Origin of the sequence: Sphingobium chungbukense (assembly GCF_001005725.1) — a bacterium.
In the GTDB taxonomy this organism is placed as follows: domain Bacteria; phylum Pseudomonadota; class Alphaproteobacteria; order Sphingomonadales; family Sphingomonadaceae; genus Sphingobium; species Sphingobium chungbukense.
Genome location: NZ_LBIC01000006.1, coordinates 26,324 through 44,010 on the forward strand (window position 1 = coordinate 26,324; position 17,687 = coordinate 44,010).

At 63.6% G+C, this 17,687-nt stretch carries 10 protein-coding genes; 7 read left to right on the forward strand and 3 right to left on the reverse strand.

Annotation, left to right across the window (positions count from 1 at the left end; translation table 11 throughout):
- Window positions 1-240: 240 nt before the first annotated feature.
- The 4 genes from YP76_RS13580 to YP76_RS13595 are packed head-to-tail and all read left to right on the forward strand — an operon-like array spanning window position 241 to window position 7,748.
- Entirely contained in the window at window positions 241-1,920 is a 1,680-nt protein-coding gene (locus tag YP76_RS13580) for a glycoside hydrolase family 43 protein (RefSeq protein ID WP_046764172.1), read from the forward strand.
- 16 nt (window positions 1,921-1,936) lie between these two features.
- Window positions 1,937-3,511, forward strand: a complete 1,575-nt coding sequence (locus tag YP76_RS13585; RefSeq protein ID WP_046764173.1) for a glycoside hydrolase family 43 protein — start codon at window positions 1,937-1,939, stop codon at window positions 3,509-3,511.
- Window positions 3,508-5,853 (forward strand): glycoside hydrolase family 95 protein, encoded by a 2,346-nt coding sequence (locus YP76_RS13590; RefSeq protein ID WP_046764174.1) that lies wholly within the window; start codon window positions 3,508-3,510, stop codon window positions 5,851-5,853. The genes YP76_RS13585 and YP76_RS13590 overlap by 4 nt, the downstream gene beginning before the upstream one ends.
- Window positions 5,850-7,748 carry an NPCBM/NEW2 domain-containing protein gene (locus tag YP76_RS13595; protein ID WP_046764175.1) on the forward strand — a complete coding sequence of 633 codons (1,899 nt, stop codon included), beginning with the start codon at window positions 5,850-5,852 and terminating at the stop codon, window positions 7,746-7,748. The genes YP76_RS13590 and YP76_RS13595 overlap by 4 nt, the downstream gene beginning before the upstream one ends.
- Here the strand turns inward: YP76_RS13595 and YP76_RS13600 are convergent.
- From YP76_RS13600 to YP76_RS13610, 3 genes are all read right to left on the reverse strand, one after another.
- Window positions 7,631-9,727 carry a sialate O-acetylesterase gene (locus YP76_RS13600; protein WP_332307420.1) on the reverse strand — a complete coding sequence of 699 codons (2,097 nt, stop codon included), beginning with the start codon at window positions 9,725-9,727 and terminating at the stop codon, window positions 7,631-7,633. The two genes, YP76_RS13595 and YP76_RS13600, sit on opposite strands and share 118 nt — an antisense overlap.
- A 190-nt stretch (window positions 9,728-9,917) precedes the next feature.
- On the reverse strand, window positions 9,918-10,934 hold the full coding sequence (locus tag YP76_RS13605) for a cupin-like domain-containing protein (protein ID WP_046764176.1): 1,017 nt from the start codon (window positions 10,932-10,934) through the stop codon (window positions 9,918-9,920).
- Window positions 10,935-10,937: 3 nt separating this feature from the next.
- Window positions 10,938-11,621, reverse strand: coding sequence for a SapC family protein (locus YP76_RS13610; protein ID WP_046764177.1), 684 nt, complete (start codon window positions 11,619-11,621; stop codon window positions 10,938-10,940).
- Between the two features lie 288 nt (window positions 11,622-11,909).
- Here YP76_RS13610 and YP76_RS13615 point away from each other — a divergent pair, with 288 nt between their 5' ends.
- The 3 genes from YP76_RS13615 to YP76_RS13625 all read left to right on the forward strand — a co-directional run bounded on the left by YP76_RS13615 (window position 11,910) and on the right by YP76_RS13625 (window position 17,636).
- Complete coding sequence (locus tag YP76_RS13615; protein ID WP_198147492.1) at window positions 11,910-14,798, forward strand: TonB-dependent receptor; 2,889 nt, start codon at window positions 11,910-11,912, stop codon at window positions 14,796-14,798.
- A 61-nt stretch (window positions 14,799-14,859) separates the two neighbouring features.
- Window positions 14,860-16,404: a tryptophan halogenase family protein gene (locus YP76_RS13620; protein WP_046764378.1), complete on the forward strand. Its 1,545-nt coding sequence runs from the start codon at window positions 14,860-14,862 to the stop codon at window positions 16,402-16,404.
- A 101-nt stretch (window positions 16,405-16,505) separates the two neighbouring features.
- The gene (locus tag YP76_RS13625) at window positions 16,506-17,636 is read left to right on the forward strand and encodes a glycoside hydrolase family 43 protein (RefSeq protein WP_046764179.1); all 1,131 of its coding nucleotides are present in this window, start codon (window positions 16,506-16,508) and stop codon (window positions 17,634-17,636) included.
- Window positions 17,637-17,687 lie beyond the last annotated feature (51 nt).

A 17,687-nucleotide genomic window follows, 5' to 3' on the forward strand; every position in this document is an offset into this window, starting at 1 on the left:
CAGCCCTCCCATATTTATGATGGGAGCGCTACCACATTTGGATGGGATAGAGAAGCCTGTCGTCCATCCGATCGCATATTGGCCCGGACATGGGCGGGGTATTTCGACTTTGGCGCTCCTGTTCCACACGCTGTCCCAGGGGAAATTTATTTGTGGGAGTTATTGACGGCCATGAGAGATCATATACGATCGTTGCGCCAACCAAATGCCATGGCGCACAACAGAATGAGGGGATTGAGAATGACCGGCACGGCGACGCATCGGGCATCGCGTTTGCGGCCGATCGCCCTGATTCTGCTGCCCCTGTGCGGCGCGGTACAGGCCCATGCGGCGCCCGCGCGATTCGAGCAGTTCACTTATCAGGGGAAGGCCGCAGAACAGGCTCCGGTGCAGGCGGGTCAATATCGCAATCCGATCTTGTCGGGCTATTATCCCGACCCCTCGCTGACCCGCGTGGGTGACGACTATTATCTGGTCAATTCCTCCTTCGCTCACTTCCCCGGCCTGCCGGTCTTCAAATCGAAAGACCTGGTCCATTGGACCCAGATCGCCAACGCCATCAACCGCCCCGAACAACTCGACTTCACCGGCCGAAGGATATCGCAAGCGGTATTCGCGCCTGATATCAGCTGGCATGACGGCGTCTTCTACATCGTCAATACATGCGTCGAATGCGGAGGTAATTTCGTCATCACCGCGAAGGACCCCGCAGGACCATGGTCCAATCCGATCTGGCTGCCCTTCGAAGGTATCGACCCCTCCCTTTATTGGGAAGGCGACAAGGCCTATATCGTAAACAACCGCGCGCCAGAGGAAACACCCCGTTATGACGGACGCCGCGCCATCTGGATTCAGGAATATGACTGGCGTGCCGGCAAGATGGTCGGGCCGAGCACGCAGATCGTCAATGGCGGCGTCGACATCGGGAAAAAGCCGGTCTGGATCGAGGGGCCGCATATCTTCCGCAAGGACGGCTATTATTATCTGACCGCGGCCGAAGGCGGGACAAGCGTCAATCATTCACAGGTCGTGTTCCGCGCGAAGGAATTGCGCGGCCCCTATCAGCCGTTCGAGGGCAATCCGATCCTTACCCAACGCGATCTGGACCCCGCCCGGCCCGATCCGATCGGCTCGGCGGGACATGCGAAACTCGTTCAGACCCGCAATGGCGACTGGTGGGCGAGCTTCCTGGCAGTGCGCCCCTATGCCGGGGATTTCTACAATATCGGACGGGAAACCTTCCTGCTGCCGGTCAAGTGGAAGGATGGCTGGCCAGTCATCCTGCCCAAAGGGGAGGCGATCCCGCATGTCGCCGAGGCGCCACGCCTGCCCGCCGGGCCGCTGCCGGCGCTGCCCACCAGCGGCGACTTTTCCTATACCGACGAATTTGACGGCAAGACCCTCTCCATGCAGTGGATCGGCATCCGCACGCCGCACCACCCCTTTTATCGCCTGAGCGGCGGTGCGCTGGAACTGGAAAGCGGCGCGCCCATCGGCGACCTCAACGGCGTCCCGGCCTTCATCGGACGTCGGCAGCAACATGCCAATGCCACCATCTCCACCACCCTGCGCTACACGCCCGCCGGCAATGGCGACCGTGCCGGCCTCGCCGCCGTGCAAAGCGATCGCAACAACCTTTTCTTCGGGCTCACCCGGATCGAAGGGAGGCCGGTCGTCGCCCTTTACACGCGCGATCAGTCCGACACCGACAGCCTCATCGCATCCGCCCCTGTCGCCACGAGCCGACCTGTGACCCTGACCATCCGCATCACGGGCGGCACCATGGCCTTCGACTATGCCGTCGACGGGAAGGCCCGGACGCTCAAGACCGACCTCGACGCAACCCTGCTCAGCACGGAAAAGGCGGGCGGGTTCGTCGGCACCGTCATCGGCCCTTATCATTACACGCCCGCCTCCTGATCCGGAGAGACCATCCATGTCCGGCTCTTTAGTGCTCCGCACCGGCCTTGCCATCGCGGCCCTGGCAGTCGCTTCCGCCCTGCCCGCCCAGGTCTGGCGATCGGATCAGGGCGACGGCACCTATCGCAATCCGGTCCTGTTCGCCGACTATCCCGACCCGGATATCATCCGCGTGGGCGAGGATTTCTACTTCGTCACGACCACCTTCGCCAATGCACCCGGCATCACCATCCTGCATTCGAAGGACCTGGTGAACTGGCGGATCGCCAGCCATGTGATCAAACGGCTGGACGGCGATCCCCGCTATGATCTCAAGGAGGGCGGCGCCTATCGCCACGGCTTCTACGCGGCGAGCCTGCGCCACCATGACGGCCTCTTCGCCATCGCGGTGACGCCGGTGGGGCACAAGACGCGCATCTACCGTTCGGCGCGGATCGAAGGACCCTGGACCTACAAGGAACTGGACATCGAGGCCTTCGACCCCGCGCTGTTCTTCGACGATGACGGGACGGCCTATCTGGGCACCTCGGTCGGCACTGACGGGACGCTGACCCTGCTCACCCTCAACAAGGATCTGAGCGCCATCGCCGCCACGCGGCAGGCCTATTACAACAAGGGCGCTGAAGGATCGAAGATCATCCGGCACAATGGCTGGTATTATCTCTTCAATGCGATCCCGTCCAAGCTGGCGATGACCGTGTCCCGCTCCCGCAGCCTCTGGGGGCCGTGGGAAACCCGCCCCTCGATCGACGACAAGACCGGCGGACACCAGGGCGCGATCGTCGATCTGCCCGACGGGAGCTGGTACGGCTTCGTCATGGTCGATGCGGGCGCGATCGGCCGGATGACCAACATCAGCCCGATTTTCTGGAAGGACGAATGGCCGGTCTGGGGCACGCCGGACGCACCAGACCAGGTACCCGACCGATCGCCCAAGCCGATCCAGGGGCTCCCCTTCGCCGAACCGGATTCGTCCGACGACTTTTCCGGCCCGAGGCTCGGCCTGCAATGGCAATGGAACCATAATCCCGACGACAGCCGTTGGTCGCTGACGCAGCATCCCGGTTTCCTACGCCTGCACGCGACGCAGGCCGACGGCATCTGGACCGCGCGCAACACGCTGACGCAGAAGGCGCAGGGGCCACGCGCCCGAGCTGTGGTGAAGCTCGACACCAGCGGTATCAGACCGGGTGATGTCTGCGGCTTCGGAAGCTTCGGCAAATATAGTGCGCAGCTTTCGGTCGTCGGCGGCCCGAAGGGCACCCGGGGCTTGCAGATGCAATTGACCGAATCCACCAGCGACGCCCCCCGCACGCAGCTTCGCGTACCAGCCCGGCCGATCGAGGGACGCACGCTCTGGCTGCGCACCGACATGGATTTCGGAGCCCGGGAAGGACGGGTTGCGTACAGTCTCGATAACCGCCGCTGGAGCGAATTGGGCGGGGCCTTCCCGCTCGCCTTCGACTGGCGCACCGGCACCTTCCAGGGGCAGCAACTCGCCTTATCCTGCTATAATCCGGAGCCGGGAGGCGGCTATCTGGATGTAGACAGCTTCACCCTCTCCGCCCTCCCCACAGGAGAAGGATCTTGAGCATCAGCCGTCGCGAAGCCGCCGCGGCCCTTGCCACCGGCACACTCGCGCTCGCCGCCCCGCCCGGGCGCGGCAACGCCAGGAGCACGGCGTCCGCGTACCCCCTCACCCTCTGGTATCGCCAACCCGCCGGGCAATGGACCGAGGCACTGCCCATCGGCAACGGTCGCCTGGGCGCGATGCTGTTCGGCGGACCGGCGCAGGAGCGATTGCAACTCAACGAGAGCAGCCTCTGGGCCGGCCAGCCCTATGATCCCGTCAACCCGCAGGCTGCGGCGATGCTGCCCAAGGTCCGCGCGCTCATCTTCGAGGGAAAAATCGCGGAGGCCGAAGCCTTGGCCAACGAAACGCTGATGGCCCGGCCGCTTGCGCAGATGCCCTATCAGACGCTGGGCGACCTGATGCTCGACTTTCCAGGCATCGGCGCCATCAGCGGTTACCGGCGCGACCTCGACCTCGACAAGGCCATGGCCACCGTCCGGTTCGCGGCGGGCAAGGTCCGGCATATGCGGCAGGTCGTGGCGTCCGCCGACGATCAGCTTATCGCCGTGCATCTGAGTGCGTCCGGGTCCGGCAGGCTCGATGTCGATATCGGCCTTCATTCTCCGCAGCGGGATGTGAATGTGGTGGCGGACGGGCCTTCCGGCCTGCTGATGACCGGGCGCAACGGCGCATCGAGCGGCATCGAGGGCGGTCTCCATTTTGCCGCACGCCTCTCCGCACGGTGGGAAGGCGGACGAGCCAGCCACTTGCCGGATGGAAGGCTGGGCCTGCGGGGAGCGAGCGCGGTGACGCTGCTGATCGCCATGGCCACCAGCTACCGGCGGTTCGATGACATTGGCGGCGATCCCATCGCCGCCACAGCCGCCACCATCTCCAGGGCGCACGGCCATGACTTCGCGCGCATCGCCGCCGACACCGCGGCAACGCATCAAAGGCTGTTTCGCCGCGTCGCCATCAACCTCGGCACATCGGCCGCCGCCGCCCGTCCCACGGACGAGCGCATTGCCGCATCACAGACGAACGACGATCCGGCGCTCGCCGCGCTCTATTTCCAATATGCCCGTTACCTGCTGATTTCATCTTCGCGACCGGGCGGTCAACCCGCCAATCTCCAGGGATTGTGGAATGACAGTCTGAACCCGCCCTGGGGTTCCAAATATACCATCAACATCAACAGCGAGATGAATTATTGGCCCGCTGAACCGACAGGACTTGCCGAATGCGTGACGCCGCTGATCGAAATGGTGCGGGAACTGGCCGTCACAGGTGCCAGGACTGCCCGGACCATGTATGGCGCGCGCGGCTGGGTCGTACATCACAATAGCGACCTCTGGCGCGCGACCGCACCGATCGACGGCGCGCAGTTCGGCCTGTGGCCCACGGGCGGCGCATGGTTGTGTACCCATTTATGGGACCATTATGATTATGGCCGGGACCGCGCTTATCTCGCCAGCATCTATCCGCTGATGGCGGGCGCGGCGCAATTTTTCCTCGACACGCTGCAACGCGACCCGGCAACCGGATGTCTCGTTACCAACCCGTCCATGAGCCCTGAAAATCCGCACGGCCATGGCGGCACCATCTGCGCCGGCCCGACGATGGACATGGCCATATTGCGCGACCTGTTCGGCCAGACGATCGAAGCCGCCACGATCCTTGGCATTGACGCAGCGCTGATCGGCGAAATGCGTGCGGCGCGCGAACGGCTGGCCCCCTACAGGATCGGCCGGCAGGGGCAGCTTCAGGAATGGCAGCGGGATTGGGATGCCGATGCACCGGAACAGAACCACCGGCACGTTTCGCACCTCTACGGCCTCCACCCTTCCCATCAGATCACGCCGGACGACACGCCCGAACTGGCAGCGGCGGCGCGTAGGACGCTGGAAATCCGCGGCGACCGGGCGACCGGCTGGGCCACCGCCTGGCGCATCAACCTCTGGGCGCGGCTGCGGGAGGGGGATCATGCCCATGCCATATTGCGCTTCCTGCTGGGACAGGAACGCACCTATCCCAATATGTTCGACGCCCATCCGCCCTTCCAGATCGACGGCAATTTCGGCGGCGCGGCGGGGATCGTCGAAATGTTGATGACCAGCCGTGGCGACCGTATCGACCTGCTGCCCGCCCTGCCGAGGGCCTGGCCCGACGGGCATATCCTCGGCCTGCGCGCACGAGGACGCTGCGGCGTCGACCTGCACTGGCTGGGCGGCCGACTGGACCGCGCAACGTTGCGCCCGGACCTGGATGGGGAAAGGACCATCCACCTCGGCGAACGCCACCGCACCTTCCAACTCAGGGCCGGAACCCCGCTCACCGTGACCGCGAAGGATCTTGCATGACGCCGCGCCGCCTTTTCCTTACCCTTGCCATGCTCTGCGCCGGCACCACCTTGTCCGCGCAGACCGTCGATCCGCTCGCGCCCACCGGCCGGTGGAGCGCCTATCAGGGCGGACGTGCCGAATTGCCACCCATGGGCTGGAACAGCTGGAACGCCTTCTTCACCGAGATCGACGAAGAAAAGCTGATGGGTTCGGCGCAGCGCATCCTCGACAGCGGCCTCGCCCGAAAGGGATATCGCTACATCAATATCGATGACGGCTGGTGGCTCAGGCGCCGGACCAGCGACGGCAGGCTGATGATCCGGTCGGAAAAATTCCCCTCCTCGCTGACGGCGCGTGGCGATCCCTCCTTCCGCCCCCTGACAGACCGGCTCCATGCCATGGGCTTCAAGGCGGGCATCTATTCCGACCTCGGCCGCAACATATGCTCGCAGGCCTATTCGAACGGGGAGGCTCAACTGCCCGAAGGCACGATGGCGGAACGGGAGGTCGGGCTTTACGGCCACAGCGATCAGGATATCCGTCTCTTTTTCGCCGATTGGGGCTTCGACGCGATCAAGGTCGACGGCTGCGGCATCCGCGCTTTCGCTGCCGATGCCGAGCGGGTCCGTAATGGGCAATATCGCGCCTTGTCGCCATTGATCGACCAGGCATCCACCACCCGGTCCGATATTCCGGCCGTCAAGGCGCTGTTCGCGGACATCAACCGGTCGCTTGCCCGTCACAATCCGGACGGCGACTATCTGCTTTCGCTCTGCATCTGGGGCAGCGCCGATGTCCGCGCCTGGGGCAAGGATGTCGGCAACATCTCGCGCACCAGCGACGACATCTCGCCCGACTGGAGCCGGATGCTCACCAATTATGACAGCGCCGTGCGACGGGCACTCTATGCCCATCCCGGCTCGTGGAACGACCCCGACATGTTGTTCATCGGTGCCGGAGACTTTGACGAACGGCATCTCACCGAAGCGCGATCGCATTTCACGCTCTGGGCGATGATGAACGCACCCCTGCTGATCGGCGCCGACCTGCGCAAGACGCCGCAACCGCTGCTCGATATCTTCGGCAATACCGGTCTTATCGCGATCAATCAGGACCCCGCGGGCAATCAGGCGGTCATCGCCTTCGACAGTGACAGCCTCCAGATACTCGTCAAGACATTGGCCAATGGGGACAAGGCGGTTGCTCTGTTCAACCGGGGAATCGCATCGGTGGATGCCGTGCTGACGGCCGATCATCTCAAATTGCGTCCGGACCGCCCAATCGCGCTCCTGGACCTTTGGACCGGGGCCACAAGCGGCTTCACGAAGGAAGTGAAGCTTCGCGTCGAGCCGCGTCAGACACAGGTTTTCCGTGCCTCGGGCGACCATGCGCTGGCTGATGGCCTCTATCTGTCGGAGCAGCCGGGCAGCGTCAATCCGGCGATCGATGGCGTCGTCCAGCCTCAGGCCGATCCCACCATCTATCGCTCCATCCCCGGCTGGCGCAGCACGCGCGGCATCGGGGAGCGGCCCATCTATGCGGGCTGGGGCGGCGCCATGGCGGACGCGACGCCCTATAACCAGCCGCTCATGATCGCAGGCCGGTCCTTCACCGCGGGCATCGGCATTCTCGCCAATTCGCGGCTGGAGGTGCGGAACACGGGTTTTGCGCGCTTCACTGCCCAGGTCGGGGTGGACGACAGCGCGGGGGACGGCGGTCAGTCCGTCCGCTTCTTCCTCTACGGCGACGGTCGGCCGCTGGCGAGCACGCCGCCCCTGCGCCGCGGTTCGGCCGCCTATGCCATGTCGGCCCCGGTGAAGGGAGTGGCGATCCTGGAACTGGTCGCCCGCGCAGAGGGCGTCACGGGCAATGCGGTGCCCGTGACCTGGGGGGAGGCTGCGCTGCGCCGCTGACCCTCGCCTCTTCCGTCAGTGTGCCGGTATGACCGGCAGTTCGAAGGAGCCGACCGGCAGGGGCGCCTCGTCATAAAGGTTGATGACCGGCGACTCCGCCCAGGCATGGCGTACCCGTACCGCCGGACGGCCGTCGCCAGCCAGCAGCACGCGATTTCCTTCCGCCCGGCCGGGAACGAAACGGCAGCTTCCCGCCGCGTCGCCGCACAATTCAAAGGCAATAGCCTGATCCGCACCGCGCGTGTGCAGACCGCCGGTGAGGCCGTAAACTCGATCGCGATACCGCCATCCTTCATCGCGACCGCGCGCGCCGCCTGCGGCCCGGTGCGCGACACCGAATCGCCATAGGCAACCGCGCGCATGGCCCTCGCCAGACGGCGCCCCACCTCCTGCTTCTCGCCCGGATGGATGTCGAACGGATCGCCCAGATCGATGGCCGTGGCGAGACCGCCATGCGCGTCCCGCGCCATCGCCTGATATTGCACATGGCGCATCGCCGCCCAGCCACTTTCCCCCGGCGCCGTCACAGGGGGCCCGTAAGCTGCAAGTTGCACCGCGACGAAGGGAAGATCAGGCGAGCCGAACTGGCGCCGCCAATCCGTCATCATCGCCTTCATGCGATCCGCATAGCCGGGCAGGTCGACGTCGGACTCGCCCTGATACCAGGCGACCCCCTTCAACCCGATCGCCCCCAATGGCGCGATCATGCCGTTATAGAGCGTGCCGGAACCCGTCGTGTCACCCCACGGCACACGCGGCGCACCCGCAGGCGACCTGGCCGCCACCGCATAGCGCCACCCGCCGCCCAGCGGCAGCTCCCCGCTTTGCCCCAACGCCAATTTCATGACATCGGCCGGGCCGGACAGTCCGCCATTGGCATAATTGTCCTGCACAGTGACGATCAGCACGTTGCGCCCCGGCTTCAGCACGCCGGGCGGCACGTCGAACATGCTCGGCTGCCAGCTTCGCGCGCTCATCGCCACGGGCTTGCCGTTGATCCACACCCGCCCGACATCGTCCAGCAACCCGAGCGAGAGCGTAGCCGCCTGCTTCGCCTGTGCCGCCGTCAGGTCGATTTCGCGGCGGAACCAGACCATCCCGTTATAGTCTGCCAGCGCGGGCAAACCCCATTCTTCCCACGGGCCGATGCGGGGGACATCCTGCCAAGCGATGTCGCTATCGGGTTGCCACGGTTCCTTGCCGAAGGCGTCGCCCGTCTCCCTGCGCCACCATTTTTCCCATTCGGCGTTGGCCGCGCGCTCCGCCGCGAAAGGATCGCGTCCGTGGAGCGAGACCAGAGCCGATTGCGCCGATTGCCCGACGGCGGCCTGCGCCCGTGCGCCCATCCACGGGCTGATCCGCGAACCGCCCCAACTGCTGGCGATGGCGCCGATCGGGACGCCCGCCGTCTTGCGCAATTCACGCGCCATATAATAGCAGGTGGCGGAGAAATCCGGTACGCTGTCCGGCCCCGCTCGCCGCCAGGAGGGGGCCTGTTTGAAGTCACGCAACGGATCGTCCGCGACCGCGCGCGGCACCAGCATCAGGCGCAACTGATCGTCGGCAGACGCTCTGATCTGTCCCACGGCATCCTGCGCATTCCGTACCTCCAGCTCCATATTGGACTGGCCCGAGCAGAGGAACACGTCGCCCACCGCAACATCCTGCGCGACGATGTTACCCGATGGCGCCTGCGCCTCCAGCAGCACCGGCCCCGCTGTGGCGAGCGGTTCGAACCGCGCTTCGAACCTCCCCTCCTTGTCTGCTCGGACCTGACGAACCTGACCGGCCAATGTCACCGTGACCGTTTCCCCCGAATCCGCTCGTCCCGTCACCGTCACCGGATGATCGCGCTGGATCACCGCATGATCCCCGAACATCGGGTCCAGACGCGGCGCTGCCAAGGCGGGCGGCGCGCTCAAAGCCAGGAGGCTTGCTGTCAGGCCAAGCTGGCAGGCTATCCGATGATGCGAAAACATGGGCCGTTCGTTCCTCCCTGTTGATGAGCAATCCTGTCCCGGACCGTTGGAAGCAGGGATAATCACTTTTGCGCATGCGACAACCGATTTTTGGTATCGCTACCATCGTCGGCGCAGAATGAATCTGCGCGCCGCCTCGCAATCGAGACCATCCTGAAATCGCGATGGAGCCCGGCTGGCGCGTTCACGCTCAGCCACCACGCAGGAGCCGCATCACCAATGTTCGGATCCGACCATAATTGCCTTGCGCCAGCGGCCCCAGGACGCCGCGCTGCTCCGCCGGCAGATGCGCGAGCGGATGCCCGTTCGGACGGAACACATAATGATCGAAATAAGCGCGCCAGGCGGCCCGTTCAGGCTCCGGGCGCTCGGCCACGGCGATCATCGCCAGCAGCATGGCGGTATAGGGAGAATCGGGCCCTGCCGCGAATCCGTCCCACCAATAGTTGACGAGGATGTTGACGGGATCGAGTGCCTCCACCTGATGCCACCAGAGCTTGGGCAGGTATAGCGCGTCACCCGGTTCGAGATCGACGACGATCGCGCTCTCCCGTGCCGCCGCGAAACGGGGATAGGCCCGCTCGTCGGGCGCTCCGGCCGCCATCGAAACGGGCTGGCCGGAAAGCGTATGGTCGATCGGCCCCACATAAAGATCGCCGATAGCGGCAGGCGGATAAAGGGTGAAGCGCCGCCGCCCCGCGACCACGCAGGCCAGATTGTCATAGCTGTCATAATGGCAGGCAACCGTCGATCGGTTGCCGACCCATAGGCGCGGACGGACGTCGGCGCCTAGCAGAGCGCAGGGGTTTGCCTCCGCAAAGCCAGGAAAATAGGCATCTGTGGGCAATGATCCCAGATAGGCGGTTTCATCCCCGCTTCGCGCATTGCGCGTGATGCGGTTCAACGCATCGCCTATACTCGCCGTTTCCCGCGCGAAATTGAAGCCGCCCGGTCCTGTGCCATAATGATAGCGGCCGCCCAGTTCCGGCCCGCCGGAAAAATATTCGGCGCTCAAGCCAGCATCGAACCGGGCGATATAGGCAAGGGCCTCAGTTCCGCCCTGACCGCTTGCCGTCACCGCCGGCCATGAGCCGACACATTCCCGGATAACAGCCGGCCTGCACGATTCCGCGAACAGGCGCAGATCGTCGGCGACCGCCATATCCCGCGCGGTAAATTCCTCGACCCGTCTTTCGATGGCCGACATGGTTCAAACCGGCAATGCCAGCCGCTCATTCCGGCGGCGCGCCATCAGTGCAATATGCTGGAGCGATCCGACCATCGCATAGGCGCATCGCATATGCCCTGCGCGAAACAGGTCAAGCGCGGTCGCATCGTCCAGATCGCCCAGGGCATCGAGGCTGATCGTGTAAAGCCCGTCGAGTCGCAGCCGCTCCCCATCGTCGAAGTTGAGCGTGATGTCGATCGGCTCGATCAGGCGGTGGGCCAGCATGGCCGCGATGAACTGGTCCGTAGCCTCCGCGCCGACCATCAAGCGGCCAAGCGCGTTCTGCACGGCCTTCAAAGACGCCGTCGGTGCGCCTTGCGCATCGAACAGCGATTCGCCCTCGCGGCCTGCAAAGCGGTCATGGGCGGAGTCGAAGGCGAGGTTCTCGCCCATGGCGAAAAAGCCCTCGCGATCCACCTCCAGCGGTCGGAATGCGGGACGGCCATCGGGCGAATCGATCAGGCATTCGCCCGTCTTGAAACCCATCAGGGCGCCCGCATAGAAGGCGCCTGTTTCCGAATGTTTGGAAAACAGCATCGGGCAGGCGACGGCGGCCGCCGCGAATTCGCTGGTCACGATCCGGACGAAAGGCCCGATCTCCCGGTTGGAGCGCCGCATCCGCAATGCTGCGTGAATCTCCCCGTTCAGCAGTTCAACCCTTTCCATTTCCTCTCCTCTTCCGTCTTTTTCCTCCGGCCGCATCGCCCGCGTAACGGCTCGGCTTTTCTCCTGCAGGCGCCCCATCCTGACGGATATGGATTACACCTACAATTCCGCTTGATCATGCGTTTAGATAGCGCTACCATTTTCACCAGAAAAAAAGAAGAGCTGGGTGAGGATGATGAAATCCGCAGAAAAAATGCGGAGCAGATCACCCTGATCAAGAAAACATGATCGCCGCGGCAATGGTGCCGGGGCGTTCGGGCGAGATATTGTCTGAACAAGGGGAGGATCATGACGTATAGAGTGACCAAAGCCGACCGGGCGCGTGGCCGTGCCACGCTTGCCGCGACGGCAAGCCTGCTTGTCCTGGCGATTGCCGTTCCGGCTAGCGCCCAGGACGCCTCACAAGGCAGTCCCGCATCGCGGACCAGTGAAGCCGACATCATCGTCACGGGCATTCGCGGATCCTTGCAACGCAACCTCGACATCAAGCGCGAGTCCTCAGGCGTCGTCGACGTCATTTCTTCGGAAGATATCGGCAAGTTTCCGGACTCCAACGTTGCCGCATCGCTCCAGCGCCTGCCTGGCGTATCGATCCAGCGTTCGGGTTCGCGCGGTGAACCGCAGGGTATTTCCGTTCGTGGTTTCGCCGGGGACTTCAACGAGACTCTGATCGACGGCCGCCGCATCTCGACGGCTTCGGGTGGTCGTTCGGTCGACTTCACCACGGTCGGCGCCGACTTTGTCGGCCAGCTCGCCGTATTCAAGACGCCCGACGTTTCGCTGTCCAGCAGTTCGATCGGCGCGACGCTGAACATTTCCTATCCCAAGCCCTTCGACAAGCCGGGCACCCGAATCGCGATGAGCGCCTCGGGTTCGGTACAGGATGAATCGGGCAAGATCGTCCCGACGATCGGGGGCCTGTTCAGCACGACCTTCGCCGACGACACGATGGGAATCTTGGTCGACGCCATCTACACGCGCCGCGACACGCAGACCAACCGTGTCTATGTGTCGGGCTGGCAGGGCGGCAAGTTCGCGCCATGTCAGTTGGCCGGCACGACAGCGACGATTTGCAATCCGGCCGATTCCGGCACCGATCCCACGCAGGTCAAGAGCGTGAACGGCTGGTATCAGCAGCAATATGGCGCCGACCAGCGCTATACCAAGGATGAGCGCATCGACGGCCGTATTGCCTTCCAGTGGCAGCCGTCCGACGACGTCCTGCTGACGATCGACGACAATTATTCCCGTCAGAAGGTCGTGACCGACATTGCGGGCTTCGGCATCTGGTTCAACCAGGGCGACCTGCGCAATGTCGAACTGGACTCGAACGGCACGACCGTCAACTTCCTCCAGGCGGGGTCCCCCACCGACTTCACGGCGGGCACAGACAAGAACATCCTCGAAACCAACCAGGTCGGCGCGAACATCAAATGGGACGCGACCGAAAATCTGACGATCGACGCCGACGCCAGCTACTCCAAGAGCCGGCTCAATCCCAACGGCCAGGTCAGCAGCGAAAATGCCGACATCGGCTATGGCGGCCTGCTCGGCACATCCCTGGGCGTGCGGGTGACGGGCAACAGCAGCAACGCGTTCCCCGAATTGACTACCTATGGCCCCAATGGCGTCCAGTCGCGCTGGACCGATCAGGCCATTCTCGGCTCCCACGTCACCGTCCGGCAAGCGCAGAAGAACAGCGACGAAATCAAGCAGTTCCGCCTGGGCGCGACCTGGAAGCAGGACGACCTGACGGTCAAGATCGGCGCGCGCTATATGGAGGATGAGTTCTCGCTGGAGAACCGGAACACCTTCGCCAACAATTTCTGGCAGGCCTATGCCGGTTACGGCGCGCCTTCAGGCAGGATCAGCGGTGTGCCCATTCCGGCCAGCCTGATCCAGGGCACGATCGGCACCGGAAGCTGGATTCCCGGCTTCAAGGGCAACCTGCCGCCCGTGTTGCTCAACTATGATGCACGCGCCTATCAGCAATATCTGGAAGGGCTGTGGCAAGGGCCCGGAACGCCGGGATATAATAATGGTTGCTGCACCGGCTTCAACGGGACGATCGATCTCGCGCTCGATCCGGGTTCAGTTCAGAATATTCTGGAAAAGACCTGGTCCGCCTGGGTCAGCGTGAACTTCAAGACCGAAATCGCGGGCATGCCCTTCCACTTCAATGCCGGTGGCCGCGAAGAAATCACGAAGGTCATTTCAACCGGCATCGGCCGCCTGCCGACATCGATCGTAGGCAGCACGGCCGACCCGACGCTGTTGACGGTCGCCTTTACTGACGCGCAGCCCGTATCGACCAGCAGCAGCTATTCCTACTTCCTGCCTGCGCTGGACATGAAGCTGGAACTGACGCCCAATCTCCACCTGCGCTTCGACGCCTCGCGCACGTTGACCCGTCCGGCGCTCAACACGCTGACCCCGGTCCTCAACGTGGGCAGCGGCCAGCGCGTGGGCGCCCTGACCGCCACCGGCGGCAACCCGGCGCTCAAGCCTTATCTGGCGGACAATTTCGACCTCGCGGCCGAATGGTATTATCAGCGCAACTCCTATGCCGCGGTGAACTTCTTCATCAAGGACGTGTCGAACTTCATCGTCGCGGGTACGCAGCGCCAGACGATCAACAATGTGATCGATCCGTCGACGGGACAGCCGGCCGTGTTCACCGTGTCGCAGCGGGTCAATGGCCCCGAAGCGACGGTCAAGGGGGTCGAACTGGCATGGCAGCATGTGTTCGGCGACAGCGGTTTCGGCTTCAACGCCAACGCCACCTTCGTCGAAACCAACAAGCCCTATGACCGCAGCGACCTGTCGACCAGCGGCTTCGCCGTGACCGGCCTTGCGAATTCGGCGAACCTCGTGGCCTTCTATGACAAGAACGGCTTCGAGTTCCGGACGGCGGTCAACTGGCGCGACAAATATCTGCTTCAGTTCGGCCAGGCGCAGAACAACTCGGCCTTTGGAGCGGAGCCGACCTTCGTCAACTCCAGTCTTCAGATCGACCTCAGCACCAATATCAGGCTGACCGATCAGTTCAGCGTGTTCGGCGAAGCGCTCAACATCACCAACGAGACGTTGAGTACCCATGGCCGCTTCAGCAACCAGTTGCTGGACGTCTATGGATATGGCCGCCGCTTTACCGCCGGTGTTCGTTACCGCTTCTAGACTTCTCGCCCTGGAAGGGATGTCGGTTGACATCCCTTCCCTTTTCATGGGTAGTTTCTTCATGGTTCATCCCGTCCGTAACATCGTGATCGTCGGCGGCGGGACCGCCGGATGGCTGACCGCGGGGGTGATTGCCGCCCGTCATGGCAGCCGCCTCGGCAACGACTTCACCGTAACGCTGGTCGAGTCCCCCAACACGCCGATCATCGGGGTGGGCGAAGGGACTTGGCCGACGCTGCGGACCACCCTGTCGCGCATGGGGATTTCCGAAACCGACCTTTTCCGCGAATGCGACGCCGCCTTCAAGCAAGGGGCCCGCTTCGCCCGCTGGACGACGGGGGAGCGGGACGACGGCTATTATCACCCCCTCATGCTGCCCCAGAATTTCGGGCAGGTGAACCTTGCCCCCCATTGGTTGGCGGGCGCAGGGGACGAAAGTTTCTGCGACAGCGTCTGTTCGCAGGGGCGCATCTGCGACGACGGCCTGGCCCCCAAGACCATCGCCACCGCCGAATATGATGCGCTCGCCAACTATGCCTATCATCTGGACGCGGGCAAGTTCGCGCCCTTCCTCCAACGCCATTGCTGCGAAAAGCTGGGCGTGCGCCATGTCCTGGCCGATGTCGAACAGGTGCTGATGAAGGAGGATGGCGACATCCGTGCCATCCGCACCACCCAGGCCGGAGAGATCGAGGGCGATCTGTTCGTTGATTGCACCGGATTCAAGGCGCTGCTGATCGAAGGCGCGATGAAGGTGCCCTTCAAGGATCGCAACGACATACTGTTTTGCGACACCGCGCTCGCGATGCAGGTGCCCTATGAGCGGCCCAACAGCCCGATGGCATCACACACCATCTCCACGGCGCAGAGCGCGGGCTGGATCTGGGACATCGGCCTGCCGACCCGGCGCGGCATCGGCCATGTCTATTCCAGCAACCATATTTCGGACGAAGAAGCGGAGCGCGAATTGCGCGCCTATATCGGTCCGCTGGCCGAGGGGCTCAGCGCACGGAAGATCGCGATCCGGTCCGGCCATCGCGAAACATTCTGGAAGGGCAATTGCGTTGCGGTGGGCCTGGCCGCCGGATTCCTGGAACCGCTCGAAGCCTCCGCCATCGTCCTCATCGAACTGTCGGCCAAGATCATCGCGGAGCAGATGCCCGCCTGCCGCGAGGTGATGGACATCATCGCCTCCCGCTTCAACGCGACGACTCATTATCGCTGGGGCCGCATCATCGATTTCCTGAAGCTCCATTATGCACTGACGAAGCGCACCGACAGCGATTTCTGGCGCGACAATGTGCGCGACGAGACCATGCCGGACCGGTTGAAGGAATTGAGGCTGCTCTGGCGCTACCAGTCGCCCTGGTTCCTCGACGAGTTCGACCGGGTGGAGGAAGTGTTCCCCGCGGCAAGCTACCAATATGTGCTGTACGGCATGGGCTTCCGCACGGAGGTCGACCGCTCTGCCCTGGCGCGCGACACGCATCTGGCCGATCGCGCCCGGCGGGAGAACAGGAATATGACCGCGAAGCTTCGCGCGGGCCTGCCGCGCCATCGCGACCTGATCGACAAGATCGTGACCCACGGATTGCAGCCGGTCTGACTGCCGCGATTTCATCTGCCTTCAGGCCAAGCCATTGGTCGCACGCGATTGCGCATTATATGGTAGCGCTATCTAAACGTGAATAACCAGAGAGGATCAGCATGCCCATGAAGTTGCGCGCATTGGAAACCCTGCCGCTTGCCATCGCATTGCTCACCGCGGGATGCCAGCAGTCGCAGCCGGCAAACGAGGCCCGACCGGCGAAGGAAACGAAACGCGACGCGTCCGAATATCTTTCGCAGCCGCTGGTGAAGGACATCTACACCGCCGACCCGTCCGCCCATGTTTGGAACGGGAAGATCTACGTTTATCCCAGCCATGACATTGACGGCCCGACGCCGGAGGACGATCTGGGCAGCCATTTCGAGATGCACGACTATCGCACCCTGGCGATGGACAGGATCGGCGGCCCCGTGACCATCGGCCCGGTGGCGCTCGACGTCAAGGACGTGCCTTGGGCGGACAAGCAGATGTGGGCGCCCGACGCCGCCTACAGGAACGGCACCTATTATCTCTATTTCCCGGCCAAGGACAAGGCGGGCGCCTTCCGCATCGGCGTCGCCACGTCGAAGGACCCGATGGGCCCGTTCAAGGCGCAGCCGCAGCCGATCAAGGGCAGCTATTCGATCGACCCCGCCGTCTTCACCGATGACGACGGGTCGAGCTATATGTATTTCGGCGGCATCTGGGGCGGCCAGCTTCAGCGCAATATCGACGGCAAATATGATCCCGATGGATCGAAGACCGACCTGGGCCAGGACGACAAGCCCGCGCTGGCGCCGCGCGTGGCGAAGCTGACCGGCGACATGCTGGAATTCACCGAAACGCCGCGGGCGGTCCAGATCCTCGATGAAAAGGGCAAGCCTTTGCTGGGCGGCGATCACGACCGCCGCTTCTTCGAGGCATCGTGGATGCACAAATATAAGGGCAAATATTATTTCAGCTATTCGACCGGCGACACCCATTATCTCGCCTATGCCGTCGGTGATTCTCCCTATGGGCCCTTCACCTATAAAGGCCGCATCCTGGAGCCGGTGGAAGGCTGGACCACGCATCATTCGATCGTCGAGTGGAACGGGAAATGGTGGCTCTTCTATGCCGACAGCCAATTGTCGGGCCAGACCCGCCTGCGCAACGTCAAGGTGACCGAGCTTCATTATAATCCAGACGGCACGATCCGCACCATCAATCCCTTCGTCGCCAAGGGCGCGAAGGACGGCGCCGCCCATTGAGCGCGCCGGGCGCGGGGGAAGTGCCATCCCCCGCGCCCTACCAACCCAGCA

Bases quoted from the DNA above. Each gene is read 5' to 3' on its own strand.
- YP76_RS13580 (WP_046764172.1), top strand. From the start codon at position 241: ATGACCGGCACGGCGACGCATCGGGCATCGCGTTTGCGGCCGATCGCC.
- YP76_RS13585 (WP_046764173.1), top strand. From the start codon at position 1,937: ATGTCCGGCTCTTTAGTGCTCCGCACCGGCCTTGCCATCGCGGCCCTG.
- YP76_RS13595 (WP_046764175.1), top strand. From the start codon at position 5,850: ATGACGCCGCGCCGCCTTTTCCTTACCCTTGCCATGCTCTGCGCCGGC.
- YP76_RS13600 (WP_332307420.1), bottom strand. From the start codon at position 9,727: ATGTTTTCGCATCATCGGATAGCCTGCCAGCTTGGCCTGACAGCAAGC.
- YP76_RS13605 (WP_046764176.1), bottom strand. From the start codon at position 10,934: ATGTCGGCCATCGAAAGACGGGTCGAGGAATTTACCGCGCGGGATATG.
- YP76_RS13610 (WP_046764177.1), bottom strand. From the start codon at position 11,621: ATGGAAAGGGTTGAACTGCTGAACGGGGAGATTCACGCAGCATTGCGG.
- YP76_RS13615 (WP_198147492.1), top strand. From the start codon at position 11,910: ATGACGTATAGAGTGACCAAAGCCGACCGGGCGCGTGGCCGTGCCACG.
- YP76_RS13620 (WP_046764378.1), top strand. From the start codon at position 14,860: ATGGTTCATCCCGTCCGTAACATCGTGATCGTCGGCGGCGGGACCGCC.
- YP76_RS13625 (WP_046764179.1), top strand. From the start codon at position 16,506: ATGCCCATGAAGTTGCGCGCATTGGAAACCCTGCCGCTTGCCATCGCA.